The organism is Simiduia curdlanivorans (assembly GCF_030409605.1).
GTDB lineage: Bacteria > Pseudomonadota > Gammaproteobacteria > Pseudomonadales > Cellvibrionaceae > Simiduia > Simiduia curdlanivorans.
Window position 1 is genome coordinate 646675 of record NZ_JAUFQG010000006.1, and the last position, 25750, is coordinate 672424.

27 protein-coding genes are annotated in these 25750 nt (G+C 51.1%); 9 read left to right on the forward strand and 18 right to left on the reverse strand.

The genetic code is table 11. The features are described 5' to 3' along the window. The first annotated feature begins 83 nt into the window (after window positions 1-83). The gene (locus QWY82_RS16650) at window positions 84-1472 is read left to right on the forward strand and encodes an L-serine ammonia-lyase (RefSeq protein WP_290264651.1); all 1389 of its coding nucleotides are present in this window, start codon (window positions 84-86) and stop codon (window positions 1470-1472) included. A 34-nt stretch (window positions 1473-1506) separates the two neighbouring features. Here QWY82_RS16650 and QWY82_RS16655 read toward each other — a convergent pair whose 3' ends face one another. From QWY82_RS16655 to QWY82_RS16665, 3 genes are all read right to left on the reverse strand, one after another. Beyond that, on the reverse strand, window positions 1507-2088 hold the full coding sequence (locus tag QWY82_RS16655; RefSeq protein WP_290264654.1) for a hemerythrin domain-containing protein: 582 nt from the start codon (window positions 2086-2088) through the stop codon (window positions 1507-1509). Window positions 2089-2161: 73 nt separating this feature from the next. Further along, window positions 2162-3595: a cryptochrome/photolyase family protein gene (locus tag QWY82_RS16660; protein WP_290264656.1), complete on the reverse strand. Its 1434-nt coding sequence runs from the start codon at window positions 3593-3595 to the stop codon at window positions 2162-2164. 91 nt (window positions 3596-3686) lie between these two features. Beyond that, the gene (locus QWY82_RS16665) at window positions 3687-4643 is read right to left on the reverse strand and encodes a YbgA family protein (RefSeq protein WP_290264657.1); all 957 of its coding nucleotides are present in this window, start codon (window positions 4641-4643) and stop codon (window positions 3687-3689) included. 94 nt (window positions 4644-4737) lie between these two features. Between QWY82_RS16665 and QWY82_RS16670 the strand changes: the two genes are divergently transcribed. Further along, the gene (locus QWY82_RS16670) at window positions 4738-5010 is read left to right on the forward strand and encodes a hypothetical protein (RefSeq protein WP_290264659.1); all 273 of its coding nucleotides are present in this window, start codon (window positions 4738-4740) and stop codon (window positions 5008-5010) included. Here the strand turns inward: QWY82_RS16670 and QWY82_RS16675 are convergent. Together QWY82_RS16675 and QWY82_RS16680 are read right to left on the reverse strand one after the other, a co-directional pair. Further along, on the reverse strand, window positions 4997-5818 hold the full coding sequence (locus tag QWY82_RS16675; RefSeq protein ID WP_290264661.1) for a class I SAM-dependent methyltransferase: 822 nt from the start codon (window positions 5816-5818) through the stop codon (window positions 4997-4999). The genes QWY82_RS16670 and QWY82_RS16675 overlap by 14 nt on opposite strands. 82 nt (window positions 5819-5900) lie before the next feature. Then, the gene (locus QWY82_RS16680; RefSeq protein WP_290264664.1) at window positions 5901-7118 is read right to left on the reverse strand and encodes a M24 family metallopeptidase; all 1218 of its coding nucleotides are present in this window, start codon (window positions 7116-7118) and stop codon (window positions 5901-5903) included. A gap of 212 nt (window positions 7119-7330) precedes the next feature. Between QWY82_RS16680 and QWY82_RS16685 the strand changes: the two genes are divergently transcribed. Further along, window positions 7331-8677, forward strand: coding sequence for a substrate-binding domain-containing protein (locus QWY82_RS16685; RefSeq protein WP_290264666.1), 1347 nt, complete (start codon window positions 7331-7333; stop codon window positions 8675-8677). A gap of 100 nt (window positions 8678-8777) precedes the next feature. Here the strand turns inward: QWY82_RS16685 and QWY82_RS16690 are convergent, their stop codons facing one another. Then, window positions 8778-9287 (reverse strand): hypothetical protein, encoded by a 510-nt coding sequence (locus QWY82_RS16690; RefSeq protein WP_290264667.1) that lies wholly within the window; start codon window positions 9285-9287, stop codon window positions 8778-8780. Between the two features lie 77 nt (window positions 9288-9364). Then, entirely contained in the window at window positions 9365-10015 is a 651-nt protein-coding gene (locus QWY82_RS16695; RefSeq protein WP_290264670.1) for a YiaD family glycine zipper/OmpA-like lipoprotein, read from the reverse strand. A gap of 208 nt (window positions 10016-10223) precedes the next feature. On the opposite strand from QWY82_RS16695, the gene QWY82_RS16700 reads away from it, so the two are divergent. After that, window positions 10224-10745 (forward strand): leucine-rich repeat domain-containing protein, encoded by a 522-nt coding sequence (locus tag QWY82_RS16700; RefSeq protein WP_290264673.1) that lies wholly within the window; start codon window positions 10224-10226, stop codon window positions 10743-10745. Between the two features lie 76 nt (window positions 10746-10821). On the opposite strand, the gene QWY82_RS16705 is transcribed toward QWY82_RS16700, so the two are convergent. After that, window positions 10822-11094, reverse strand: a complete 273-nt coding sequence (locus QWY82_RS16705) for a PilZ domain-containing protein (RefSeq protein ID WP_290264676.1) — start codon at window positions 11092-11094, stop codon at window positions 10822-10824. Window positions 11095-11822: 728 nt separating this feature from the next. Next, a complete protein-coding gene (locus QWY82_RS16710) occupies window positions 11823-12425 on the reverse strand; it encodes a peroxiredoxin (protein ID WP_290264678.1) in 603 nt (200 codons plus the stop codon). Window positions 12426-12755: 330 nt separating this feature from the next. On the opposite strand from QWY82_RS16710, the gene QWY82_RS16715 reads away from it, so the two are divergent. Further along, window positions 12756-12962: a bacterioferritin-associated ferredoxin gene (locus QWY82_RS16715; protein WP_290264679.1), complete on the forward strand. Its 207-nt coding sequence runs from the start codon at window positions 12756-12758 to the stop codon at window positions 12960-12962. A 144-nt stretch (window positions 12963-13106) separates the two neighbouring features. Next, window positions 13107-13577, forward strand: coding sequence for a bacterioferritin (bfr, locus tag QWY82_RS16720; RefSeq protein WP_290264681.1), 471 nt, complete (start codon window positions 13107-13109; stop codon window positions 13575-13577). An 87-nt stretch (window positions 13578-13664) separates the two neighbouring features. Here the strand turns inward: bfr and QWY82_RS16725 are convergent, their stop codons facing one another. Further along, a complete protein-coding gene (locus tag QWY82_RS16725; RefSeq protein WP_290264682.1) occupies window positions 13665-14090 on the reverse strand; it encodes an HIT domain-containing protein in 426 nt (141 codons plus the stop codon). Between the two features lie 79 nt (window positions 14091-14169). Here QWY82_RS16725 and QWY82_RS16730 point away from each other — a divergent pair, with 79 nt between their 5' ends. Continuing rightward, window positions 14170-15894, forward strand: coding sequence for a proline--tRNA ligase (locus QWY82_RS16730; protein WP_290264683.1), 1725 nt, complete (start codon window positions 14170-14172; stop codon window positions 15892-15894). A 1-nt stretch (window position 15895) separates the two neighbouring features. Continuing rightward, a complete protein-coding gene (locus QWY82_RS16735) occupies window positions 15896-16468 on the forward strand; it encodes a lytic transglycosylase domain-containing protein (RefSeq protein ID WP_380736099.1) in 573 nt (190 codons plus the stop codon). A gap of 423 nt (window positions 16469-16891) precedes the next feature. Here QWY82_RS16735 and QWY82_RS16740 read toward each other — a convergent pair whose 3' ends face one another. The 4 genes from QWY82_RS16740 to QWY82_RS16755 form a co-directional block, all read right to left on the reverse strand. Next, entirely contained in the window at window positions 16892-18181 is a 1290-nt protein-coding gene (locus QWY82_RS16740; protein WP_290264686.1) for an NAD(P)/FAD-dependent oxidoreductase, read from the reverse strand. 76 nt (window positions 18182-18257) lie between these two features. After that, window positions 18258-19514: a valine--pyruvate transaminase gene (locus QWY82_RS16745; protein ID WP_290264688.1), complete on the reverse strand. Its 1257-nt coding sequence runs from the start codon at window positions 19512-19514 to the stop codon at window positions 18258-18260. Window positions 19515-19532: 18 nt separating this feature from the next. Beyond that, complete coding sequence (locus QWY82_RS16750) at window positions 19533-21062, reverse strand: phospholipase D family protein (protein ID WP_290264690.1); 1530 nt, start codon at window positions 21060-21062, stop codon at window positions 19533-19535. Between the two features lie 18 nt (window positions 21063-21080). Continuing rightward, complete coding sequence (locus QWY82_RS16755; protein ID WP_290264692.1) at window positions 21081-21971, reverse strand: LysR family transcriptional regulator; 891 nt, start codon at window positions 21969-21971, stop codon at window positions 21081-21083. Window positions 21972-22065: 94 nt separating this feature from the next. On the opposite strand from QWY82_RS16755, the gene QWY82_RS16760 reads away from it, so the two are divergent. Beyond that, the gene (locus QWY82_RS16760) at window positions 22066-22746 is read left to right on the forward strand and encodes a histidine phosphatase family protein (RefSeq protein WP_290264695.1); all 681 of its coding nucleotides are present in this window, start codon (window positions 22066-22068) and stop codon (window positions 22744-22746) included. A 5-nt stretch (window positions 22747-22751) separates the two neighbouring features. Here QWY82_RS16760 and QWY82_RS16765 read toward each other — a convergent pair whose 3' ends face one another. The 4 genes from QWY82_RS16765 to QWY82_RS16780 all read right to left on the reverse strand — a co-directional run bounded on the left by QWY82_RS16765 (window position 22752) and on the right by QWY82_RS16780 (window position 25611). Further along, window positions 22752-23363, reverse strand: coding sequence for a hypothetical protein (locus QWY82_RS16765; RefSeq protein ID WP_290264696.1), 612 nt, complete (start codon window positions 23361-23363; stop codon window positions 22752-22754). Next, the gene (locus tag QWY82_RS16770; protein ID WP_290264699.1) at window positions 23360-23725 is read right to left on the reverse strand and encodes a response regulator; all 366 of its coding nucleotides are present in this window, start codon (window positions 23723-23725) and stop codon (window positions 23360-23362) included. Before QWY82_RS16770 ends, QWY82_RS16765 begins: the two co-directional genes overlap by 4 nt. Window positions 23726-23793: 68 nt before the next feature. Then, entirely contained in the window at window positions 23794-24243 is a 450-nt protein-coding gene (locus QWY82_RS16775) for a TlpA family protein disulfide reductase (protein WP_290264702.1), read from the reverse strand. Between the two features lie 3 nt (window positions 24244-24246). Next, complete coding sequence (locus QWY82_RS16780; RefSeq protein ID WP_290264703.1) at window positions 24247-25611, reverse strand: YihY family inner membrane protein; 1365 nt, start codon at window positions 25609-25611, stop codon at window positions 24247-24249. Between the last annotated feature and the right edge of the window lie 139 nt (window positions 25612-25750).

Consider the following 25750-nt stretch of genomic DNA (forward strand, 5'->3'; position numbering starts at 1 on the left):
TCGCAACCAGCTAGACTCAATCAAGACCCACGAATTCCGGCCGTTTTATTCCACATAAACAAGGCTAAGCAAAGAGATTCATCATGGCAATTTCGGTATTTGACCTTTTTAAAGTCGGCATAGGCCCATCCAGCTCGCACACTGTCGGCCCGATGATTGCGGCGCGACGCTTTTTGGAGGAGATTCCTGTTACCGTCACTAACGTAAACCGGGTCTGTGTGGATCTATTTGGCTCCCTCGCGATGACGGGCGAAGGCCACGGCACCGATACCGCCATTCTTTTAGGCCTCTCAGGCCAAGCACCCGCAACGGTTTTAGTGGAAGATATTGCACCAATGCTTAGCGCTATTGCACGCGACAAAAGCTTGTCGCTTTTAGGCCGACACGCGGTCGATTTTGATAGCGCAAAAGATATTATTTTCAACAAAGGCGCAAGCCTACCGCAGCACCCGAATGGCATGACCTGCCAAGCCTTCGATGCGGCTGGCGCAGTACTGTTTTGCAAGAGCTACTTTTCCATTGGCGGCGGATTTGTGTTGGCCGAGGATGAATTTGCCGACGCGGAAAACTCCGGTTTCGACGCCCCCTATGATTTCCAATCGGCCAAAGAGCTGTTGGCCATGGGTAAGCAATCGGGTAAAAGCATCGATCAAATGGCGCTGGAAAATGAGTTAGTGCTCAAGACTGAAGCCGAGGTGATCGACGGCGTTTATAAAATATGGAAAGTAATGGATGCCTGTATCGCGCGCGGCTGTGCCACCAAAGGTATTTTACCCGGTTCACTCGGCGTCAAACGCCGCGCCGCTGAAATGCACGAAGATCTACAAGAGCGATTAGAAAATGGTGTGCCCGACGCTTTGGCGGTGATGGACTGGGTGAGTTTATTTGCCTTGGCCGTAAACGAAGAAAATGCCGCCGGCGGCAAAGTCGTTACCGCACCCACCAATGGTGCGGCCGGTGTAATACCCGCCGTGCTCGCCTACTATGTGAAATTTGTTTACACCCCCGACATGGGCGGCCTGAAAAAACTGGTAGTGCGATTTTTACTCGCCAGTGCCGCCATTGGCATGCTATTTAAACGCAATGCTTCCATCTCTGCCGCAGAAGTTGGCTGCCAAGGTGAAATTGGCGTGGCCTGTTCCATGGCCGCCGGCGGCTTAACCGCCGTGATGGGCGGCACCAATGAACAAGTAGAAAACGCCGCCGAAATTGGCATGGAACACAACCTCGGTTTAACCTGCGACCCCATCGGCGGGTTGGTTCAAATCCCCTGTATCGAACGCAATACCATGGGCGCGATCAAGGCCATTAACGCCTCGCGCTTAGCTTTGCGCGGCGACGGCAGCCACCGCGTGTCGCTCGACTCGGTCATCGAAACCATGTTTCAAACGGGTATCGATATGCAGGCAAAGTACAAAGAAACCGCCGAAGGTGGGCTGGCAATAAACGCCGTTAACGTTGTGGAATGCTAAGCCAGGAAGGCAATTTACAATCGACAAACCCACATTAACCTTGGTTTTTTGACTGACTTAATTGTGCATCGCGAATGAGCTGGGCACCTAAATTTTGATATTGGGCGCGTTGTAAACTGCCAAACAATCCATCTTCGCGTTTAGGCAGTGCCTCGGCCACGTCATCCCAATCCTGATCCGTTAAATGACGCATGAGCAGCGGATACAAGCGCGCGTTTTCGCGATGAATGTGAGCCAACTGGCCATGCACAAAACCGCGAGTTTCCTCGATTACACGCTCGCGCGGTACAACGCTATCGGATGCAATATGCTGATAAACTTTAAGCGCCACTTTTGCCTGATGCTCTAGCATCTGATGCTCATCCATTAGCCACTGCACTTCACGCGCCTGGTCTACGCCTTTTGCCCTTAACTTGGCAACTAAGGCATCTTCCAGGGGGTGATGCCATTGCTGCGGATAGGTGTGTATATAATCCAGCACCTCAAGAATCATGCTGACATTAAAGGTGTGCCCCTCAACACCTTGATCTAATGCATCAATTTCACACTGAACGCAGTGCAGTAAACGCATAAAATTTGCGTGATCTTGGCGCAAGGTAAGCATTAACGCATGCATCTTACTAGGTTCCCGTTCACCCCATCGGATAAAACTAGCCTAGCCTAAAAAACAACGTCATGATTGATATCAACTAGAGCTCGGCGAAGGCCTCTATGGCCGAACGCCGAGACAATTTCAAGTCCACCAAGGGCGCGGGATACAAACCGCGCTCGGCCGAGGGCGGTTGATGGATATGTTTGTTATTGAGCTGCGCCAGCTCAGGTAGCCACGCCCGAATAAACTCACCCTGAGCGTCAAAGCGCTGGGATTGCAACACCGGGTTAAACACTCGAAAGTAAGGTGCCGCGTCTGTACCCGTTGAGGCGCTCCACTGCCAACCGCCGTTGTTCGCGGCAAAATCCGCATCCACTAGGCGCTGCATAAAATAGGCCTCGCCTAAACGCCAGTCGATAAATAAATTCTTGGTTAGGTAGCTGGCCACCACCATGCGCAATCGGTTGTGCATCCAGCCGGTTTGATTTAATTGTGCCATGGCGGCATCGACTAGGGGCACCCCCGTTTTTCCCTCGCACCAAGCGCTGAAGTCCTTCGGCGCCTTGCGCCACTGCACAGCCCGGGTTTTATCTTGGAAGGGTAAATTCTTCGAAACCTTCGGGAAATGCCACATGACATAGTAATAAAAATCGCGCCAAGCCAACTCGTTTAACCAGGTTTGCATGGCAGGCTCAAACCAATCGCCTTGCGCCTCGTTCAACCAGGCCGCTAGGCATTGGCGTGGGCCAATAACACCGGCGGCGAGATAAGGCGACAGAGTTGACGTGCCGGCAACGGCGGGGAAATCGCGCTGCGCTTGATAATCTCGCACCGAATGTTGCAAAAAATTATTTAAACGACGCTGCGCCTCGTCCTCGCCTGTGGGCCAAAGTGCGTGCAGGTGTTGATAATCGCCAGGCAATTCAGAGCTTAAATAAAGAGACTGGACATCCAGAGCGGCGTATTTTTTTGTCTTTTTGATCTTTTTGTCTTGCTTACCGACACTAGCTTTGGGCATTTGCCACTGCGCTATTAATGCCGACAACCAATTTTTTTTGAATGCAGTAAATACTTTATAAGGTGTGCCAGAATGCGTTAACACCTGATCGGGGTGCACCAGGCTACGGTCGTGATTGATATGGGCGTTTATACCTATGCCTGCCAGCTGGCTCGATACTTGGTCATCGCGCTGGCGTTCATCCCAACCACATTCAGCTTGCCAATATACGTCTGAAATTTGCTTGCCTGCGGCAAAGTCAGCTAGTACAGCAGGCGCGTCGGCAAACAGAGGCGCCTGCAATAACCTCAGCTCAATGCCATGGCTGGCTAAATCTGCGCTGAGTTGAACTAATTGTCGAGCGATAAAATCACGCTTAGGCAAACCTAGGTTATGGCCTTGCCACTGGCTTTGGCTAACCAAAAAGACCGCGTAGACTTCTCCGCCCGAGGCCTTTGCCTGCGACCAGGCTTTGCGCAAGGCGAAATTGTCATGCAGACGTAAATCGCTGCGTAGCCACACCAGTTGGTTCATAACTTTACTCAAAACTTAACATTCGACGTTCAAGGTTCTTCCACCGAAACAAAACAGAGCTTGCGCCCTGCAATGAATAAAACCGATCCCGCTAGATAAAACTGCGCAAGCCCAGTTCTGGGGCATGTGGTGCCCAATAGGTTTGATTGCGTAGATAGTCATCGCTGCTGCGTTTCAAGTGATGCTTAAACAAGGTCAGTGGCGCCACCAAGGGTGTCACCCCCAGTCGATATTGATCAATAGCGCATAACAACTCTTGCCTATCTTCAGCATCGACAAAGCGTTTGAAGTAACCGAGTAAATGCAAAAGTACGTTGCTGTGACTCTTTCTGTCAGCCAATTTTTTCAGGCCGTCCATTAATAACTCAATAAATTTCACCGCCACATTATCAACAGGCAGCCTTTCATGATTGGCCAGCAATTTACCGACCGCGCGATAGTGGCTTTGCGAATGTGCCATCAGTTGGTATTTATAAGGGCTGTAAAACTTAATCAACTTACCCATCGTCAGCGACTCGTTATTGAGTAAACGCCATTGGCGGTAAACGCTCAAGCGCACCATAAAATTTTCTCGAATGACGAGATCGTTAAGTCGGCCGGCGTCTTCAAAAGGCAGTAACGGATTGGCTTTTTGTACCGCTAGGGCAAACAGACCAACACCTTTTTTATCGGCTTGGTAGCCATTGGTTCGATAGGTTTTAACATTGGCGGGGCCACAGCTGGGCGAGTCGTTCATAAATACGAAGCCATCCAAATCGGGATGACGCTGCATAAAATTTCTGCCAACGTCGGTCAGCGCTTGGGCGTAATCTACGCCCTCAGAAGGCTCTTGGCTTGGAACCACTTTGATAATATCCTCGCTGCGCACTAAGCGTATAGCAGGCCTTGGTACTGGCAGGCCGATGGCCACTTCGGGGCAAATAGGTATAAAGTCGGCCTGTGTGGCCAACACTCGCTCGCAGAAATCACTGCGCTTGTGCCCCGCATTAAAGCGCACCTTTTGGCCCATCAAACAAGCGCTAATACCTACTTTTAATTTACTGGTCATAATTGCCTCCGATTTTCAGACTATACGCATAACACCAGCCATTGGATCAAAGGCAACTAGAAACCGAGGCTTAACATGAACTATATTTGTCGATATGAAGCTGCTACTCAACTTGAAAGATAGGCTCTACCAGCACTACAGCGCCCCGCTGGCGCAGTCCTTCGCCCAGTTTAAGCTGGGCGCCATGGTATTTTTCTTCGGTTTAGTGCTGGTTTATATGACCCAACAACTGATTGGAGCGTCATTGCGCCAAGAAGTATTAAGTGCCCTAGGGCTCGCGATTGCGGGAGTGGGGTTTGTCCTAGCCATGAGCGCCCATGTGCGCATGCTTATTAGCCGCCTGTTACATTTCTTTAAGAACCCATAATGGGGTCGAAATCCGGCATTAATTTGTCGGGCATTTTCTTGATGGGGTAAACATCAAACCGGCTCGACTTACCGGCTATCTCGAGCGCCGGCTTCTGCCCGGCCAAATAAGGCGCTTTGCGCGGGCGCTTCACCACCACTCTAAAGCGCGCGACCGCTAGGGCTTGGCTCAGCAACAAATCTTGATCCAGATCTTCGCCGACCAGATGATGAAATGCCGTCATTTCTTTTTTAACCGCGGCGCTTTTTTCCCGCGCGGGAAACATCGGATCTAAGAAAATCACGTCTGCGGCAGGCATCGCTTGGGTGGAATCGGTGTGTGCATCAATCAAGCACATACGCGAAAAAATAGGCTGCAACTGGCTATCGCCCGAAGCCACAGCGCGGGCTCGATTGAGGCCATCGGAAAGCAGCGCGTATACCACCGGGTTGCGCTCCTGTAAGAGCACCCCAGCACCTAGGCTCGCCAGCACAAAGCTATCCCCGCCTAAGCCGGCGGTTGCATCGAGCACCAAGGGGCAAACGCCGGGCTTCAAGCCCACTGCTTTGGCCACCATTTGGCCGCGGCCGCCACCAAATTGACGACGATGGTCCGACGCACCACCGGTAAAGTCGACCCAAATAGGCCCCGGCGCCTTGCGCCCGGTGTATTGCAGCTGCAGGCCCTCGGGGCTTAGCTGCAAGACTAACTCCGGATCGACTAAGGTTGCAGCGTCAGTCATACCGAGCAAGGGAAAGCCAAATTGACCCGCAAGCGCTTCGGCTTCGCTGGCTAGGCTTGCATCGGTAAAAATCAGTGGGCAGGTCACACAAACCTCTCAAATGTTATTTGCCCACCATTCTACTTGAGACCCTCGGGCGAACAGAAACTTTGTTCTCCCCGGTGCCTCTTCACGATAAACCAAACGGGTTTTCCAGCGAGGGCGAGGGCTCAGTAAACCAGCGCGGGCCGGCGTCGGTCATGTAGAAATGATCCTCTAAGCGCACGCCAAATTCGCCTGGCAACACCAGCATGGGTTCGTTAGAAAAAACCATGCCCTGTTGCAGTGGCATTTGATTGCCGCGCACGAGATAAGGCCACTCGTGAATATCTAGGCCGCAGCCGTGACCGGTGCGATGGGGCAAACCTGGCAGAGCGTAGTCGGCACTAAAGCCCTGCTCCGCCAAAACCTTGCGTGCCGCGTCATCGGGGGCGGCGCAGGGTGCATTAAGTTGCGCGGCATTAAATGCGGCCAATTGGGCGAGCCGCTCCGCTTCGAAGGCTTGTTGCTGGCGCGCCGTTATCTCGCCAAAGGCAAAGCTGCGGGTAATATCGGAGTTGTAGCCGTGCAGTTGGCAACCGGTATCGATCAACACCCAGTCGTTTTCCTGCAGAATCTGCGGGTTCTTAACCCCGTGCGGGAAACTCGATGCCACACCAAATAAGACGATGCAAAAATAAGAGCCCGAGGCCCCCACGGCGCGATGGGCGTCATCGATAAAGTTTTTCACTTCGGTGGTACTGATGCCGGCCCGCAAAATAGATGCCGCCGCTTTATGTACTTCAATGGTCATGTCTTTGGCGCGCTGCATCAGTGCAATTTCAAGCTCGGACTTTTGCATCCTGCAGCCTGCCGTGATGACATCGGCATTACACCAGAGGTAGGTGCTACAGGCTTTGGCAATACCATCGGTTATGAAGAAAGAGGCACTTTCATCCAAACCGATAAGGCCGTCGGTAATACCTATTTGCGCCAGCACTAGACCAAACAGTGCATAGGGGCTCTCGTGCTCTTGCCAACCGTGGAATGTGCCTGGTACGAGCATGAATTCATTCAAGGTATTTTCTTCAAAGGCCGGGCCGATAAACTGCAGCTCGCCTTGGGCCGGCAAAATAGCCCCCACCATGCGCTCACTGGCATACCACTGCATACCGGTAAAGTAGTAGAGATTGGTACCGGCATTTAGATAGATAGCGGCAATACCTTGCGCTTGCATCAAGCCTTGCGCACGTGCGATTCGAGCTTGAAACTCAGCCACAGGTACAGGTGCCACATCGGCATTCATTATCCGTAGTTTTGCCAGCGCCTGCTCGGGTGTTGAGCCACCCACACCTAAACACTTGGTCATAATTCACCCTCTTAATGTAACCGTGAACGGAGACTTTAAAATATTGTATACACTTTAAAGTTGCTGTGTTGAATTAGACTCTTGAACGTCATAATTCCCCATAAAATATAAAACCTATCTTTCACCCGTCATCAAACTGCAACATTACTGTCATATCTTGCCTCGCGCCTGAAAACGGCGGTATTAAGCCCCACACCCGAAAGGAAGTAGCAATGAGCAACAAGCCACAGCAGTTACGCAACCTAATATGTTCCGCTTTAGGTGGTATTTGGCTAACCTTTTCACCCCTCGCGCTCGCCGACAACCCGACGCTGGCACAAGGTTTACTGTTCACCGCCAAAGGCTCCAATACCGTGGGTGCCGAACTGGTGCCGCAAATGGCTGAACACTATTTGCAATCGAAAGGCTTGGTTAATATCAGCCGTCAGGCTCTCGATAAGGAAAACGAGTATCGCGTACTCGGCTTTCTCCCCAATCAAACCAAACCAAGTTACATAGACATTGCCGCACACGGCTCGTCTACTGCATTTGAAGGGCTAGACGATCACACTGCCGACATCGGCATGTCATCGCGTCGCATCAAATCTGAGGAGGTGCAAAAACTCAAGCCGTTAGGCGAAATGGAGAGCTTTGCCGCCGAAAAAGTGATCGCCATCGACGGCCTCGCCATCATCGTTCACCCACAGAATAGGTTGGATGCATTAACCAGCGAGCAAGTGGCGAAAATATTTTCTGGCGAGATTAGCCATTGGGATCAACTCGGTGCCGGCCAAGGTGAGATAGTGCGCTATGCCCGAGACGAGAACTCCGGCACTTGGGACACCTTCAAAAATTTGGTGCTGGGCAAACTACCATTGGCCAATGGCACGGCGCGCTTTGAATCCAACGACGAGCTATCGAAACAGGTGGCAAACAACCTCAGGGGCATTGGTTTTGTCGGCCTCGCTGCGGTGAACAAGGCCAAAGCCCTTGCTATTTACAATCAGGGCACCGAGCCGATGCAGCCCACCAAAATCGCCGTGGCCACCGAGGATTACCTCTTGTCGCGGCGCCTTTACCTGTATCTATCGCCTAATTCAAGCAACCCCTACATAAACGACTTTATCCATTTCGCCCAAGGCCAAGCGGGCCAAGCGGTGGTAGAAAATGTCGGTTATGTGTCGCAAAACCCAAGCTTGGTAAAACCAGACTTAAACAATATCGACGATCCAGATTATTTAGCGCTGGTGAAAGAGGCGCAGCGTCTATCGGTGAATATTCGCTTTAACGCCGGCAGTGCCGAATTGGACAATAAAGCGCTGCAAGACGTGGCGCGCCTAGTGGCCGTTATGTCGCAACCCGAGCAGCAGAATAAGCAACTGCTACTGATCGGCTTTGGCGATGCTAAGCAGACAACCTCGCGCGCTCTGATCCTGTCCAAATTGCGTGCTACCGCTGTGAAAATGGCGCTCTACAACCAAGGCGTGGGCTCGGCGCCGGTGGCTGGTTTTGGTGCCAGCATGCAAGTGGATGGGTCAAACAAAGAGCGGAATCAACGGGTAGAGGTGTGGTTACAGTAAAGCCTGTGCCCTCGCCCCGCTAAAAAATAACCTTCCTGTGTGGTGCAAAAAGCATCACACCAACGATTCCAACAAACCCAGTCAGGTAATGCGTTCGCTATCAATTAGCGCTTAGGTGCAGCGCTGGGTGCTGGCCTTGGCGCTGCTGATTCAACCGCGCAATGACTTTCTTGGCCGCTGCTTCAGTTGCCACGGTACAATCACTTTGCCATTGCTCAAGCATGGGCAAAGTGTCGCTGCTAAGGTCAGCGGTCGCTGTCGAGACGCCTAGGGCGGCTGGCGCGGATTGTAGGGGCAACAAATAACGCTGATCCGCTTTCAATAGGTGATCGCAGCCGCCCGGTGTGGTAACGCGAATATGTTGGCCCTTGACCAAGGTGCGATCGCCATTCCAGGTATCCACCACTTCCAACTCATAGCGCACGCGATCAACGCCCAGTGTACCGGGGTTCGACAAGCCAATGTTATAAAGAAACTCGCGCTCTAGCACCTTGGCTAAAACCTGCGGCGCCAGCGTCTTCGGCTCAGTCTCGACTGACTTGTCGGCCATGGCCACAGGCGCTATGTTCAGCCCGCAGAGAGACAGAAGTAATACAGAAAAACGCATCATTTTAAGGTGACATCCTAGAGCATGGTGCAGGTTAAAACACAGAAACGCGGCGCCCGGTTCAATGGGCGCCGACGAAATTACAGCGGCAGTAACTCTAACTCAACGCGACGGTTGCTTTCGCGCCCGGCGGCCGTCTCGTTACTCGCAATGGGGTAGCTCTCGCCATAACCCACGGATTGAATACGGGTAGCGGGAATTTGTTGACCTTGAAGGTATTGAGCCACGCTCGAGGCGCGCTGTTGGCTTAATACTTGGTTGCTGGAATCGCTGCCCACCGAGTCAGTGTGACCGGCAACTTTAATGGCGGTTTTGTTAAATTTCTTTAACACTTTGGCAACACTGTTCAGGGTTGGGTAAAAGTCACTGCGGATCTCATGACGGCCACTGGCGAAAGTAATATTACCCGGCATAATCAGATAGACCTTGTCGCCCTCTCGACGCACCTGCACGCCGGTGCCTTGCAACTCTTGGCGCAAAGCGGCTTCCTGTTGATCCATGTAGTAGCCAACACCACCACCGGCAACGCCGCCTATCACAGCGCCCGTGGCCGCAGCCTTGCCGCGATCTTTGCCCTTTTTCGCCGTGGCCGCGCCAAGAACCGCACCGGCAACCGCACCTACAGCCGCGCCCGTGGTGGCATTGCTGGTTTTTTCCTCACCGGTATAAGGATCAATTGTCTGGCAAGCCGCCATGGTCAGAGCCAAAAGAGCAATAATCAAAAATCGCATTGTGCACCTCAAAAAAGAGTCAAAAAACTGAAATAACGCCGTTAAGACCCAAGCGCGAACACTTAGTTCATTTAACGTGCGGCAGTATACAAGGGTTATTACGAGGGGATAAGTGGCGGTGATCTCATTACCAGACAGATTTATCGAAACTGGTTATTCACGCCCGCTGCCGCTATGCTCTGCGCCATTCGATACGGGGGCAACAAATATGACGGGCTATAAACTTCTTCTGCTGTTCTGCGCGAGCGGCGCCCTGCTTTGTGCCTGCAAAGGTTACGAGGTAACGCTGAACGAGCGCGAGATATACAAACCAGCGCCCGCGCTAACGCAATTCCACATGGCCGATAACAACCTGCAAACTTGTATCGACCAAACCATCAAAGATAAGAACATCACGGCCGTAGCACAGCTCACCCAACTGAGCTGTACCCATGCGGGAATTAACGATTTATCGGGCTTGAGTTACTTTTCGGCGCTTGAGGCACTTAACCTAGCCGACAATGACATACAGGCCATCGAGCCCCTGGCAAAGCTCAGTAAATTAAAAGTGTTGCGGCTGGAGAATAACCGTATCCAAGGCACAGATGCGGTGTTATCGCTACTCCAGTTACAAACATTAGATTTACGCGGCAACCCAGCGCTAGCCTGTGATGAATTAGCCCGCCTGGTAGAACAAAGCCCGGCGGACATATCCCTACCACAGCATTGTGCTAACCCAACACTGCCTTAGCCCAACACTGCCTTCGCGCACCACTGCCTTAGTCCAACGCGGCCCCGGAGATTGCCAAGAGTGACAGACGGGCCGGCTACTTAGAGCAAAACATCAACCCAATCGTGCTCTTTTCCTGGTGCATAACCTTCATGGCCACGGGGTCATCATTAATCTGCCCAGCAATTTTCTTAAAAATCACATGCACTAAGGTTCCTGGCGGCGGTACCTGCTCCGTTTCCAGCTGCACTGAGGCCCCGCCATCGGAAATGTCGCGGGTATAGCCCACCAAGGTACCAAAGGCCGGGTGCGTCATCTCTACTCGGATAGATGTTGCTTGACGCGCATACCTGCGACGGTCTGAATCCACAATATACTCCCTACAAACGTCTAAATTATGACCAACACATCGACGAAGTTAGCCGGCTTTGCCATTGCCGCGGCAACAAAATCGCTTTCAGTATAGGCGGCAAATCGAATGTAACCGGTCATTTTTAGAACCAAGTGCACGACTTACAATCGACAAGTTTTTAAATTCAAACTAATGTACTAACTAATAGCCAGAGCTCGATTAATTTTTAATCAGATTTCAGTTTTATCCCCACTTTCTGTGGATAAGTCTGTGCATGACCCTTTTGAAACAGCGCCAATTGCCCTAGTTATGCGGGGCAGATACGGATTGATTAAAATTTAATCAGCAAGAAAAATAGCTATCAAAAACAACAAGTTATATATGTCAATATGTTCAGGTGCCAATTTATTGTCGGCATCAATTAGGAGCCCAAAGCAAGTCAGCTTAGGGTGTGGAAATATATGACAGGTTAGACAGGTAGAAACTTTATCAGGCGTGAAGGGTTCACTAACTTGAAGCATCTTTCGGCATTTTTTAGCGTTAATGGGTATAAAAATAGCGACTTTGAATGACAAACTAATCTTAGATAGTGTGGTAGCTGTCACATTGGCGCCCTACACTCGCGCATCTTCTCTACCTAGCGCAAAGCATCAACACCTACTTGGCCAATAAATGGCTTTACTCTAGGGCAAAGTGTTGGCGAAAAAAAACCGCGCTCGAGGCGCGGCTTCCAAATACCCACAAACTTACAGTTTGTCAGCATTCTCTTTCAGGTAAGCGGCAACACCTTCTGGTGATGCAGTCATACCTTTATCGCCATCTTTCCAACCGGCAGGGCATACTTCGCCGTGCTCTTGGTTAAACGCCAAGGCATCAACCATGCGTAACATCTCATCAACGTTACGGCCCAATGGTAAGTCGTTCACTACTTGGTGACGCACTAAACCATCTTCGTCGATTAAGAAAGAACCGCGGAAAGCTACGCCACCCTCAGACTCAACATCGTAATCTTTACAGATTGAGTGGGTGATATCGGCAACCAAGGTATAGCGAACTGGGCCAATACCGCCTTGATCTACTGGGGTATTACGCCAAGCGTTGTGGCTGAAATGTGAGTCAATTGACACACCAATCACTTCAACATTGCGCTTTTTAAACTCCTCGATGCGGTGATCGAAAGCCAATAACTCAGACGGACAAACAAAGGTGAAGTCCAGTGGATAGAAGAACACCACGGCTTTCTTGCCCTTAATGCTCGCGGCCAAATTGTACTCATCAACGATTTCGCCAGATGCTAATACAGCTGCTGCGGTAAAGTCTGGAGCTTGCTTGCCTACTAATACGCCCATGTTTTATCTCCTTGTTCAATTCGAATACAGGGTTTGTAAGGGTAACGCGGTAAATTTCATGATTGACCCAGCATAGGCCGCTTCAACCAAAATTTCAGGTGATGCCAATTAGCCAGTGCAACTGCCGCCACCAAAGAAAAATCAGCGGCGCAATAGTAGCCTGCGCACGCCGCCTGTCTCATTGAGTTTCTATATGGTACCGATTGCAGTGGATTCAAGGGTAATCCAAACAAACAGTTATAAATAAGAATTATTCCTATCAGCTATTGACAATGATTCCTATTACCGTAAACTCCTCAACTGTGATTTAACCATCCAGTGAAGAACATTATGTACGTCTGCATCTGCAAAGGCATTACCGACTCTCAAATAACCGACGCTGTCGCGGGCGGTGCCACTAACCTGCGCAAAGTGCGCAAGGCCTTAGGTGTGGCGAGCCAATGTGGCAAGTGCAGTATGTTGGCGCAAGAAATCATTGATGAAACCCTGCAGATGCACACCGGCGGCAATGGCGACCTCTTTTACGCCGCGGCATAAACGCTAAGTATTCGTATTTTCAACTGCGCTACACATCTACGTCAACTCCTTATATTTCAAACACTTACAGCCTAAATTCTTGACAGATGTCTAACCGAGGCACACACTTGCTCACTTACACTTTCGAGCAAATGGAGCCCTTGTATGAAAGGCGACCCGCAAGTACTTGTCCATCTCAATAAAGCGCTTGGCAATGAACTCATCGCCATTAATCAGTACTTCTTGCATGCGCGCATGTATAAAGACTGGGGCCTGAAAGAACTGGCCGATAAGGAGTATCACGAGTCCATCGATGAAATGAAGCACGCCGATCTGTTGATCGAGCGCATCCTATTTCTCGAAGGCATTCCCAATCTTCAAGATTTGGGCAAGCTGATGATCGGCGAAAACGTGAAGGAAATGCTGAGCTGCGACCTTAAGTTAGAACTTAAGGCGATTCCCGATCTGAAAGCCGGCATTAAGTACTGTGAGTCTGTGCAAGACTATATAAGCCGCGACGTTCTGAAGCACATACTCGAGTCTGAAGAAGAGCACGTGGATTGGCTCGAAACCCAACTCGGGTTGATCGACCGAGTCGGCTTGCAGAACTACCAGCAGTCGCAAATGGAATCCTAAAAAAAGCCCGCTGAAGCCACTGCTGTCCCAGAAAAACGACGCGATCGCAGTGCCGCTGAAGCGGGCTTTTTTTTGTCTTTTTCAGCGCTAGGTTGCGGCGCTAAAGTTCTCGCCGGCCAGCGCATTGATGAGCTTTTCCCGGCGGCGCAACAATTTGTCAGATTCATAGGCCTTGCTAGCAACTTTACCCCACACAGGGCCAGGCCAAGCGGCATCCTGCTCAAAGCGCGCGATATGATGCACATGCAACTGCGGCACCATATTCCCCAACGCCGCCACATTGATCTTTTTTGGGTCGAACAGGCTTACCATCACCTCAGCCAGCAAGCAGGACTCATCCATCAATAAATGCCGTTCGCGCTCATTGAGATGGTGGATTTCAGTAATTGCTGCTCGCTCTGGAACCAGCAAACACCAAGGATAATTAGCGTCCAGACTCAATCTGACCTGACACAGGGCCATGCGCCCCAAGAGTACGGAATCTTGCTCTAATTGCGGATGAAGGGAAAACATAACCTACCTCATTGTGCCCATTGGCCTATGCCCCTTAGAATAGCCGGTTTGAAGTTCATGATCTATTAAAGAGAAATCCATGCGCGCTAGTCGTTTTTTGATTGCCACCCTGAAAGAAACCCCCAATGACGCAGAAGTCATCAGCCACCAGCTGATGTTAAGGGCGGGCATGATCCGGAAACTCGCCTCTGGTCTCTATACTTGGCTACCGCTGGGTTTACGGGTGTTGCGTAAAGTAGAAGCCATTGTGCGCGAAGAGATGAACGCCGCTTGCTCGCAAGAGGTTTTAATGCCTGTGGTACAGCCGGCGGAGCTTTGGCAGGAATCCGGCCGCTGGCAGCAGTATGGGCCGGAATTGCTGCGCATCACCGATCGCCACCAGCGCGCTTTTTGCCTGGGACCGACCCATGAGGAGGTCATCACTGACTTAGTGCGCAACGAAATCAAGTCTTACAAGCAGCTACCGGCCAGCTTTTATCAAATTCAAACCAAGTTTCGCGACGAAATTCGGCCACGCTTCGGCGTGATGCGCTCGCGTGAATTCATCATGAAAGACGCCTACTCCTTTCATGCCAGCCAAGCGTGTTTGCAAAAAACCTACGACACTATGCATCAGGCCTACTGCAATATCTTTAACCGCATTGGCCTAAAGTATCGTCCAGTACTCGCCGATACCGGTTCCATCGGCGGTGCTTTTTCCCATGAATTTCACGTCTTGGCCGCCAGCGGTGAAGACGCCATCGTGTTTAGCGACGGTTCAGATTACGCCGCCAATATCGAAAAAGCCGAAGCCCTTGCGCCGGCCGGTACTCGCCCGCCCGCGAGCCAACAATTAACCAAGGTGGCAACGCCTAATGTCGCCAGCATCGACGAGGTTTGTCGCAGCCTCGAAATCGATGCTGCTAAAACAGTGAAAACCTTAATCGTCTTAGGCGAAGCCGAAAAAGATGCACCGCAGCCACTCATCGCGCTGGTATTACGCGGCGATCACGCACTCAATGAAATTAAAGCGGAAAAGCTTGCCGGCGTGGCAAATCCCTTGGTCTTCGCCTCAGAGGAACAAGTGAAAGCCGCTCTAGGTGTTAGCGTAGGTTCGATAGGCCCAATCAAGTTGCCCATTGCCATGATTGTCGATCGCGCCGCCGCTCACTTAGCGGATTTCACCTGTGGCGCCAATGAAGACGGCTTCCACTTTACCGGTGCGAACTGGTCGCGCGATGCCGAGTGCACTCGTATAGAAGACATCCGCAATGTGGTCGCCGGCGATCCAAGTCCCGATGGCAAAGGCCAACTGGATATCAAACGCGGCATCGAAGTGGGCCACATTTTCCAACTCGGCACAAAATACTCAGAGGCCCTGAGCGCCAAAGTGTTGAGTGAAAATGGCAAAGCCGAAACCATGACCATGGGCTGCTACGGCATAGGTGTTACCCGTGTGGTGGCTGCGGCTATCGAACAAAATCACGATCAAAACGGTATCGTTTGGCCCAATGCCATCGCGCCTTTTCATGTGGCGCTTGTACCTATCAACATGAATAAATCTGAGGCCGTTCGCGCCGCCTGCGAAAATGTCTACGCCGAACTCAGCGCCGCTGGCGTCGAGGTTTTGTTTATGGATGAAGACAAGGCTCGCCTTGGCGTCATGTTGGCAAATGCCGAGCTCATGGGCATTCCTCACCGTATCGTTATCGGCGATCGCGGTTTAGAAACCCAAGAAGTTGAATACAAAGGCCGCCGAGACAGCGAAAGCCGTCAGTTGCCGCTGGCCGGCATCGTCAACTACATCAAGACAGAAGTTGCCTAAGATGCGCGCTTGGTGCTGTGTATTGCTAACACTTGTGCTTGGCTTAGTTAATAGCCATCACGCGTTAGCGAGCACGGCAACGCCTGAGATTGACGACGAATTAAGAACTTTACTGCTAAACGCCGTTAAATCTTCCGATAGCTTCGTCGATCGCTTCGATGCCGAAGCCTGGTTAATGCTGCAATCTAATAAGCTCAACCGGTTCGTCAAAGAACCGGAAAAACGCTTAACTATTTTGCGCGCAGTGCACAGCGAAGCGAAGCGCGCCGGCTTGCAACCGGAGCTAGTCTTAGCGGTGATTGAAATTGAAAGTGCATTCGATCGCTACGCCGTGTCGCGTGTCGGCGCCCAAGGCATGATGCAAGTTATGCCATTTTGGAAACTCGAGATTGGCCGTGCCGATGACAATTTAATCGACATGCATACCAATTTACGTTACGGCTGCACCATTCTAAAACATTACATAAACCGGTCTGACGGCCACTGGGCCGACGCCTTAGCGCGCTACAACGGCTCCTATGGTAAGTATTGGTACTCGGAGAAAGTTCTTAACGCTTGGCAGCGCTGGCGCTAATTTAATCATCGAATTAACCATGCTTAAATGAACTCGTCCATGACCACCGTGTTCTAAAACAATAAAAAGGCGCCGATAAGGCAACTGCTGTCCCATAGTTTTGTCGCGGGAGAGTTTGGTGCCCGTACTAGCGACCGTCACCCGCATGGGTTGATATCGCTAATAGGCAAAGCATGCTTTGCAGCGATAGCAACGCCCACAATGTGTCAATGTGGGCCGGTCCCAAAGGGCGGGTGTTGAGACTACATGGACGTATTCACGTCGTGTCGCTAGTACGGGCACCAAACTCATGCCAAACGTACACCGAGATGTCGAATCTATTGTGAGGCTTAAAGCCTAACGATGATCGCGCCGTTTTTGTGGAACACTAGTGTCGATCAGGCGCCTTTTTAGTCAAACAGCATTTCATTCATCGTTAGCAAATCAATGCAATTTTAACTTCGGCCGCACCGCCCTGCCTAATTTTTCGCTGAACGATATTAAAATGGTGCGCAACCAACCGTGGATAGCAATCTGATGCATACGGTAAAGCGAAATATACATCACTCTCGCCAAGCGGCCTTCGATCATCATCGAGCCTTTGGTGAGATTGCCCATCAAACTGCCCACGGTACTAAAGCGGCTCAAGGATACGAGAGAGCCGTGGTCGCGATAAGTAAACTCCTTCAACGGTTTGCTATGGGCGATGGCGAGTAAGTTGCTGTAAACCAAATCTGCCATTTGGTGTGCAGATTGTGCGCGCGGCGGCACATTGCGGCCATTGGGCATTTCTCGCGCGGCGCAATCACCAAGGGCAAAAATCCGATGATCGCGCGTGGTTTGCAAGGTGCTGCGCACCACCAACTGGTTGATACGATTGGTTTCAAGATCGGCAATATTGGCCAAAAAATCAGGCGCCTTTATACCCGCCGCCCAGACCATTAAATCTGCCGCAATCAGGTTACCTTCCGCCGTACGTAACCCTCCCTCCTCAGCTGCAGCAACACGAGTGCTGACCAACACTTCAACACCTAAGTTAACCAACTCGCGATGCGCTTTCGCGGAAATTTTTTCCGGTAGCGCCGGCAAAATACCCGGGCCCGCCTCCACCAGCGTCACTTTTAATCTATCGCGACTGATGTTGGGCAAGCCGTAAACGGATAACCACTGCGCGGCATTGTGCAATTCCGCCGACAATTCAACACCGGTAGCACCAGCGCCAACGATTGCAATACGCAATGCCGACTCGCCTTGACGCTCAGAGTCGACGCGAATGAAGCCGTTTAACATGCGCTGGTGAAAGCGCTCGGCCTGTTGCGGCGCGTCGAGAAAAATACAATGCTCACTAACACCAGGTGTGCCAAAGTCATTGGTCGATGAACCCAGCGCAACGACCAAATAGTCGTAGCCAATTTTACGTTCGCCAACGACTTCTCGATTACGATCGTCGGTGATGGCCGCTAGGGTAATTTCCCGCGCCTCTCGATCGATACCCGAGAGCGCGCCCTGTTGATACTGAAAGTGGTGACGACGCGCGTGGGCGCGATAACTCACGGCATCAATACCCGCATCCAACACACCGGTTGCCACCTCGTGCAACAAGGGTTTCCAAATATGGGTCGCGCTTTTATCTACCAAGGTGATGGTAGCGCGCTCTTGTCGGCCCAGCTTGCGGCCTAAACGCGTGGCTAGTTCAAGACCACCAGCACCGCCTCCTACTATGACTATATGCATCTAAAGTACTCCAAAGGTAAAAAACCGGGGGCGCGGCTGCGTTTGCAGTCGCGCTAAAAAATGATGGGTTAGCCGGTTAGCTCTCGGCATAGGCGCGCCTTACTTCTTCGCCAATAATATGAAAGCCGCGTTGAACGGTATCGGCATCTTGCGCATAGTTGACGCGCAAACACTCGTGCCGATGACGCCAATCGTCACTCAACCCAGGGAAAAAATAATGGCCCGATACAACCAAAACGCCTCGCGCTTTTAAGCGCTGGTAAAGCTCGGCGCTCGTGATCGGCAAATCGGGAAACCAAAGCCACAGGAAAATGGCGCCTTCGGGTTTGTGTACCCGGAACGGTGTGCCCGCTAAGGCGGCGCGACAAACCGCCAAGGCTTCAGACACTTTGCGCTGGTAGTGTGGCCCAACAACCTCTCGCCCCAATTGAATGAGTTCACCACTTTCCACCATCGGCTGCACCAGCGCCGGCCCTAAATTGCCCGAAGCTAAATTCAACACGGCATTGGCATTACTAAAGGCTCGAATAATTTTTTCACTCGCCACAACAATACCGGTACGGGCACCGGGCAAGCCGAGTTTCGACAAGCTTAACAACAAGATCGTGTTTTCATTCCACAGAGGCGTTGCTTGGGTAAATAGAATATTGGGAAAGGGCGTGCCATAGGCATTGTCGATAATAAGAGGAACGTTATGCGCCAGCGCCAGCTGATTTAACCCGGCCAATTCGGCATCGCTAATCACATTGCCAGTGGGGTTGGTGGGGCGAGACACACATATAGCCGCGGTTTCAGGGGTAATATTTAACGCCTTAAAATCTACGTGATATTTAAACAGGTTATAGTCCAATAGCTCGATTTCAGGCTTAGCTGCGTGGAAAAAATCAGCGCTTAAACCACTATCAGCATAACCTAGGTACTCGGGCGCCAAGGGCAACTGGATATAGCGATGGCTGCCATCATCCATGGTACCGGCGAAGAGATTAAACAACACAAAAAATGCTGACTGGCTACCGTTAGATACAGCAATGTTGCGCTCAGTTAGCTCCCAGCCCTGCTCGCGCTTAAGCAAGTCGGCCATGGCTTTGAGAAAGCGGGTGTCGCCCTGGGGTGATTTGTACACCCCCAAGGCGCCAAACAATTGCTCTGGGTAGTCGACCAGCGCCTGCATCCGCGCTTTAAACACCAACTCCATGGCTGGAATTCGGCTTGGATTCCCGCCGCCCATAAATAACATATCGGGGTTGTCGTTCAGCGCCGATCCCAGATCATCCATCAGGGACGAGGCGCCGGTTTGCCCGGCAAATTTCTGTCCAAATGCTGATAGTTTCATATTTTTATTCACCCATTATCAGAGCTGGCTTTCAATTGGAAAAAGCCCAATAAATGTAATCCAAACGCGATTCAAGAAACTTGTTTGCGGTTCGGTAGTAAAATCGGGTTCGCGGCCAAAGTTATCCGATTCAAACCACGCCACTCGGCCCTTATGTAAACGCAATTGCCAATAACGACCATCTGGCCCGCTGTTTATCTGCTCTAATAAATGCTTGGCCAATTTGGTGTCGTGAAATATAACGCCAGTTTCTGTATTGATCTCGATGGATCGAGGATCTAAATTCATTGAGCCAACAAAGGTGGTGTGCTCATCGACGATATAGGTTTTCGCATGCAAACTCGACTTACTCGAACCTAGCCAGTGCTTATCCGTCTTGCCCTGCACGGCCTTAATCTCATAGAGCACAACACCCGCTTCCAGCAGAGCTTGCCGATAACGGCTATAGCCGGCGTGCACGGCGCTAACGTCCGTTGCCGCTAAACTATTGGTAACCACCGTCACCTCAACCCCCTGCTTAACCTTTTGCGCGAGATATGCCACGCCTTGATCACCCGGAACAAAGTACGGCGACAAAATAAAAAGACTCTTTTTGGCGCTATCTAAAGAAGGTTTTAACATGGAGATGAGATAGGCATCTTTGTTTTTATCGAGTCGCTTATCTGGCGGGTCGGCATAGATATCGACACTGCCGTAGAACCAGCGCAACTGATTATCTTTGGCGCGTCGATAAAAATCAGTTTGCACAAGCTCCCGCACGTACTGCTTGGATTCAGGCGTCGTTAAACTATCGATTAACACTTGCTGTACAGCTTTTCGATCTTGCTCGGTTAAGGTGTTTAAAGGCACTAACTGTGAAATTGGATAAACTTGGTCGCTGTTCCAATATCGGTCAAACACGTTCGACAAGTCTTCCGTCGCGCTAGCTGTCACTAACATGTCCATATCGGCAAATTGCACACCGCCTTTGGAAAAATATTGGTTGCCTATATTGCGCCCACCGGCAATTGCCATTTGATTATCAACAATCAACGCCTTGTTGTGCATGCGGTGATTCACACGGGAAAAGTCAAACAAGAACTGCGTCGAGCGCAAGGCACCGCGAACTGAAAAAGGGTTAAATAATCTCACTTCGATATTTGGGTACTGATCAATAATGGCGAAGTCCTTATCGCGCCAATTAGTCGCCATATCATCCACCAACAAGCGCACTCTCACCCCGCGCTGACTGGCTTCAATCAAATACTGGGTAAACAATCGGCCAACGGTATCGTTATGGTACAGGTAATATTGCACATCAATGGACTTTTCCGCCTGTAAAATCAGTGCCAACCTCGCGACCAGGGCTTCGCGACCATCATTTAAGGGGATGAAGGCCTGTTGTGGCGGCGTGGTATCGGCATTGATATGCGCGGCCAATTCGCCCAAACGCGTCGCTTGGGTATTTTTAAAGCTCAACACCTCTGGCCTAGGTTCTTGCTCCGGCAGGCTAGCGCAACCAAGCTGAAAAATAACTAAACTAACCAGACTAAACAGCCTATAACTCACGCCCATTTCACCTGCCTCCTACTGCATGGGGGTTGCTAATAATAAGTTGCGCAGCCACTCGTTAGCGGCACTTTCATCATTGCGCCTATGCCAAAACAATTGCAATTCAAGCCCAGGCAATTCAAATGGTAAAGGCCTAACCTCTAAGCCAAATTTCTCTGCCAAAGGGCGCGGTAAGGTCCATACCAAATCGGTACTGCGCACAATATCCGGCGCAACTAAATAGTGCTGAACGCGCAGTTGTATATTGCGCGACTGCCCCAGCTGGTGCAGTGCGTTATCGATATAGCCAAAGCCGGTGCGCCGGCTCGACACATGTAAATGACGCAAAGCCAAATATTGAGGTAGATCGAGTGGTTGCTCTAGGGCTGGGTGGCCGGGCCGAAATGCGCACACATAGGGTTGCTGAAGCAGCGGCGCATGACGCAGGTCAGCCATGGGTAAAAAAGGAACGTCGATGGCAAAATCCAAGCTGCCACTGGCCAGCTCGGCAACGATTTCACGGCGCGGTAAATTCACGCTAGCGACGCTCATATCCGGTGCCAGCTGATTCACCTGTGCCAACAGCGGACCCAAGACTAAGGATTCCGCCAGATCGTTCATGGCGAACTGGAAATTTTTTTGACTGGTGGCTGGTTCGAACAGCGCCGGCGTTTCAATACTGGATGCCAATAGCCCCAATGCTTCTCGAACGCGCTCAATCATACTTTCCGCCACTGGCGTTGGCACCATGCCCTTGTGGGCGCGCTCGAATAGAGGGTCGTTCAGTTGTTCGCGCAAACGATTGAGCGCATTGCTCACGGCGGGCTGGGTAATGTGTAATTGCTTGGCGACGCGAGTTAGATTGCGCTCGCGATAGATCGCGTCAAAAACCACAAATAAGTTAAGATCTAGCTGTTGAAGACGCACTGGGATAACCCCATCTAACTATTAACCTAAATAATAAACTGCGCGGCCTACAATCAACAGTGGTTATAGGCGTTCATGGAAGGAAAATGTACAAATGACGGAAATTTTATTGGTTCGACACGGCCAAGCCTCTCTCGGAGGGCCAAGCTATGATCAACTATCGAGCCTCGGCTACCAACAAGCACAATGGTTAGCCGACTATTTACATGGCCAACATCAACAGGAACCTAAAACCTCGATGGTGATGAGCGGCGGCATGAAGCGTCAGCAGCAAACTGCCGAACCTATTCTGATGCTCCTAGGCCATACGGCGGCACAGGAACACGCTGGGTTTCGGGAATTTGATTTTGAACAGGTTGTGATGGCCTACCTAGAGTTAAACCCTGGCTATCCTCTCGCCGATAAACCGACTCACAAAGAACTCTATCGCCTGCTCTCAGCGGCCATGGAAGCTTGGGCGGAAAATGGGTTAACACTGCAACAAGACCAAGAAAGTTGGCCGGATTTTCACCAGCGCGTTGCCCAAGCTTGGGCGGAATTACAGCCAGTTCCGGCAGGCCGTTCGATCATTGTTACCTCGGCGGGGGTCATTGCCTCCATACTCAGACATCTGCTGCGCTTGGATAATCTGGCCACCATCCGGCTCAACTTACAAATCAAAAACAGCAGTGTGACGCGACTGTACTTTGATGGCAGCGATTACCACTTGAGCGGTTTTAACAGCGTGAGTCATCTGGAACATCCCGAGCGAGCCCACGCCATTACCTCGGCTTAACACGGCTATTGCAGAAGGATTTGATCTAACAAATCTAACAGGGGCTGATTTAAGGTTTCGGGAAATAGCAGCAATAAATCACAATTAAAATCACTACCTTCAAGTTGGTAATTAATCTCAACCGAGGTGACAAAATCTACCGACACCAAATCATCGAGCTGTAACGCATCTAGCGGTTGATGCATGGCCACAACAAACACAGGCTCAATTTTGAAGCTGCGTTCAGCCATTTCGGCTAGACTCGCGAGGCATGTGTCGCAAATGACGCCGGTCAGCGACTTGAGTAAATTCTGTTCCTGCTCGCTGCTATCCAGCGTTATTGCCCGCGCCTCAGCCAGCGTGGCGAGATCGTTATCGGCCACCACCACCATGGCGTAGGCTAGGCCCATTTCGGTGGCGAAGGACTGAGCGCAGGCCGAGACCCGCTGCGCACCCTGCAGACTGGCCACAGACTCAGACAATTTAGCGGGCTCGATATAGCGAATAACAGGAATGGGTAGCTCGACAAAGCCACCACAGTAAGCCGCCAAGGACTCGCCGGCCGCACCCATGGCGATATTGGCTAACTCTTGCAAACAATCGCGATAGGTTTCTGAAAACGGTAATGGGTGACTCATATCAGACCATACCTGCGTAGCACTTCCGCTAGCTTTTCTTTGTTGATGGGCTTCTTAATAAAATCGAGCGCGCCTAAGGCCATGACTCTATCGCGTGCCTCAGGTTGAATATCACCGGAAATAACGATGATGATACTCTTGTGCTTTTCTTGACGAATATGCTCGAGCACCTCATAACCATCCATTTCCGGCATGGTCAAATCCAAGAACAGCATCTCTGCCTTGCCGGCTCGAACCGCCTCCATCCCCTCCACGCCATTAGCAGCGTAGGTGATATCCACATCCCAGCCATCGGGTAGCGAGCGCGTAACTTGTTTACGCGCCATATTAGAGTCATCGCAAATTAACAAAGGAATGGCCATCGGTACTCTTCATCTCCGATCTAAAAGCGTATCTACTTAGTATAGACAGGCATACATACCTCGCCTCATTAGTAACCCGTTGTTTTTAGCGCAAACAGCAATGAATCCACTGATTGGGGGCCAATCAGGGTCATGGCTACCTCGCCGGCGGGGTTAATTAGGTAGGTTGTCGGCAAGACGCTGGGTTTCTCTAGGCCTAAATGCCTAGCATCCGAGGTTAACAGGGGAAACTCAATGCCCAGTTTATCGCGCAGAACTTGCAGTTGTTTAAGCCCCACCTGATCAAAATTAACCCCCAACACCATAAGGTTTGGCTCTGCTCTGGCCAGCGCATTGAGCTCGGGAATTTCGGTCACACAGGGCTTGCACCAAACTGCCCAATAATTAACCACCAACCAGCGCCCCGAACTGTTAAAGGGCTTGGATTGTTGGCCGATTAAGGCCTCGTGCCCCGCGTCACAGGCCGTCAAGAGCAGTAACAAACCGAGCCACAGAGCTGACAAAGAATTAGCTTTCATAGTCTAGGGCTTTGACCCCGCCACCTGACCGCTCTGCCATGGGTCGGTCTGCTCATCGTCCGCCAAGGCCGGTAGCGCCGTGTCGGTATCAGACAATTCACTGCGCAACATTTCCAGCCCCTCACCTTCGTTGTCGTACTCTGGGCGCTCTAATTGCGTGGCAAACAGTTCGGCCAAGGGCACATCGTATTGCTGCTCTGTATGTTGATCGACGGAGAGCAACCTGGGTGCCACCGCGCTAAACCAACCAAACTGCTGTAGGTAATCCGACACACCAGGCATTTGCGCTTCGACCTCGACGATATCGGCCAACTTGCGCAAACTTATCTGCGCCAAGTCGCGGCATAATACGTAATCGCCTTGGGCTGTCACGGCAATCACTTGGTGTTCTAAAAACGCATCGCGCAAGCGCTGCCACTGCTCGGCGCCAACGCCCACCGAGAGTAAATCGCTATCGGCGATGGATGCGCCGGAACCCAAGCGCTGGCGAAATTCCCAAAGCACAATTAGCGCTGCCACCAAGTCCGGGTACTTCACACTCAATGTGACGCGATTATTGGTGCTTAAAACCCGCACGAGAATCGCCCCGCCGAGCACCAAGACCCATGTGATATTCACCCAAATTAAAAACAGCGGCAAAAACGCGAAGGCGCCATAAATAACGGCAAAAGAAGACTTAGCCATAATAATACCGAACGCGCGCTTGAGCAGTTCAAACAAAATTGCCACTAACACGCCACCAATTGCTGCCTTTTTAATGGGCACTCTGCAATTGGGTACGGCCGCGAACAGCAACGAAAATAACAGCGCAGTTAACAACAGCGGCAAATAGCTCAGCAAGGTCGCCCATAAACTAAAGGAGTTCGCTCCCTCGGCGGCAAAAAATTTGAGCGAAAAAAAATAGGTGCTCATGGCAACACCCACACCTAAGGACAGGGGCCCCAAGGTTAAGATCGCCCAATAAATTAAAAAGTTCGAAATGCCCTTGCGCCCCTGCTTCACGCCCCAGATTCGGTTAAAGGTTTTCTCAATATTTTTTAACATTAAGTAAGCGGTTACCACCAGAAGCGGGACGCTGGCCAAGTTTAACTTGCGCGCCTGCTCGGTAAATTCCGCCAAATACTCGGTCACATCCGAGCCAGATTCCGGCAAAAAATTTGAAAAGATGAGCTGATTTAGCTGCGCATCCATACCTTGAAAGGCGGGGAAGAGCGAAAACACCGAGTAGGTCACCGTCATCATGGGCACCATGGCGAAAAGCGTCATGAAGGTCAGCGCCCCTGCGCTCATCTGGCAGTGCTTTTCGTTAAATTGGTGGTAGACTTCGGACAAAAGCCGCCAAAAGGTGCCAAACATACCGCCTGTCATACTGCTCCCCGAGTCAAGCTAGACCTTGATTAGTTGGGCCTGTGGCCTTATCTGTTTACAATACCTCTTTTCAGAACCTTTGATAACAGACAGGCGTAGACGCTCTACGTAATTTAGACCCTGCACACATAAATGGCAC

Bases quoted from the DNA above. Each gene is read 5' to 3' on its own strand.
- QWY82_RS16650 (WP_290264651.1), top strand. From the start codon at position 84: ATGGCAATTTCGGTATTTGACCTTTTTAAAGTCGGCATAGGCCCATCC.
- QWY82_RS16655 (WP_290264654.1), bottom strand. From the start codon at position 2,088: ATGCATGCGTTAATGCTTACCTTGCGCCAAGATCACGCAAATTTTATG.
- QWY82_RS16660 (WP_290264656.1), bottom strand. From the start codon at position 3,595: ATGAACCAACTGGTGTGGCTACGCAGCGATTTACGTCTGCATGACAAT.
- QWY82_RS16665 (WP_290264657.1), bottom strand. From the start codon at position 4,643: ATGACCAGTAAATTAAAAGTAGGTATTAGCGCTTGTTTGATGGGCCAA.
- QWY82_RS16670 (WP_290264659.1), top strand. From the start codon at position 4,738: ATGAAGCTGCTACTCAACTTGAAAGATAGGCTCTACCAGCACTACAGC.
- QWY82_RS16680 (WP_290264664.1), bottom strand. From the start codon at position 7,118: ATGACCAAGTGTTTAGGTGTGGGTGGCTCAACACCCGAGCAGGCGCTG.
- QWY82_RS16685 (WP_290264666.1), top strand. From the start codon at position 7,331: ATGAGCAACAAGCCACAGCAGTTACGCAACCTAATATGTTCCGCTTTA.
- QWY82_RS16690 (WP_290264667.1), bottom strand. From the start codon at position 9,287: ATGATGCGTTTTTCTGTATTACTTCTGTCTCTCTGCGGGCTGAACATA.
- QWY82_RS16695 (WP_290264670.1), bottom strand. From the start codon at position 10,015: ATGCGATTTTTGATTATTGCTCTTTTGGCTCTGACCATGGCGGCTTGC.
- QWY82_RS16700 (WP_290264673.1), top strand. From the start codon at position 10,224: ATGACGGGCTATAAACTTCTTCTGCTGTTCTGCGCGAGCGGCGCCCTG.
- QWY82_RS16710 (WP_290264678.1), bottom strand. From the start codon at position 12,425: ATGGGCGTATTAGTAGGCAAGCAAGCTCCAGACTTTACCGCAGCAGCT.
- QWY82_RS16715 (WP_290264679.1), top strand. From the start codon at position 12,756: ATGTACGTCTGCATCTGCAAAGGCATTACCGACTCTCAAATAACCGAC.
- bfr (WP_290264681.1), top strand. From the start codon at position 13,107: ATGAAAGGCGACCCGCAAGTACTTGTCCATCTCAATAAAGCGCTTGGC.
- QWY82_RS16725 (WP_290264682.1), bottom strand. From the start codon at position 14,090: ATGTTTTCCCTTCATCCGCAATTAGAGCAAGATTCCGTACTCTTGGGG.
- QWY82_RS16730 (WP_290264683.1), top strand. From the start codon at position 14,170: ATGCGCGCTAGTCGTTTTTTGATTGCCACCCTGAAAGAAACCCCCAAT.
- QWY82_RS16735 (WP_380736099.1), top strand. From the start codon at position 15,896: ATGCGCGCTTGGTGCTGTGTATTGCTAACACTTGTGCTTGGCTTAGTT.
- QWY82_RS16740 (WP_290264686.1), bottom strand. From the start codon at position 18,181: ATGCATATAGTCATAGTAGGAGGCGGTGCTGGTGGTCTTGAACTAGCC.
- QWY82_RS16745 (WP_290264688.1), bottom strand. From the start codon at position 19,514: ATGAAACTATCAGCATTTGGACAGAAATTTGCCGGGCAAACCGGCGCC.
- QWY82_RS16760 (WP_290264695.1), top strand. From the start codon at position 22,066: ATGACGGAAATTTTATTGGTTCGACACGGCCAAGCCTCTCTCGGAGGG.
- QWY82_RS16765 (WP_290264696.1), bottom strand. From the start codon at position 23,363: ATGAGTCACCCATTACCGTTTTCAGAAACCTATCGCGATTGTTTGCAA.
- QWY82_RS16770 (WP_290264699.1), bottom strand. From the start codon at position 23,725: ATGGCCATTCCTTTGTTAATTTGCGATGACTCTAATATGGCGCGTAAA.
- QWY82_RS16775 (WP_290264702.1), bottom strand. From the start codon at position 24,243: ATGAAAGCTAATTCTTTGTCAGCTCTGTGGCTCGGTTTGTTACTGCTC.
- QWY82_RS16780 (WP_290264703.1), bottom strand. From the start codon at position 25,611: ATGACAGGCGGTATGTTTGGCACCTTTTGGCGGCTTTTGTCCGAAGTC.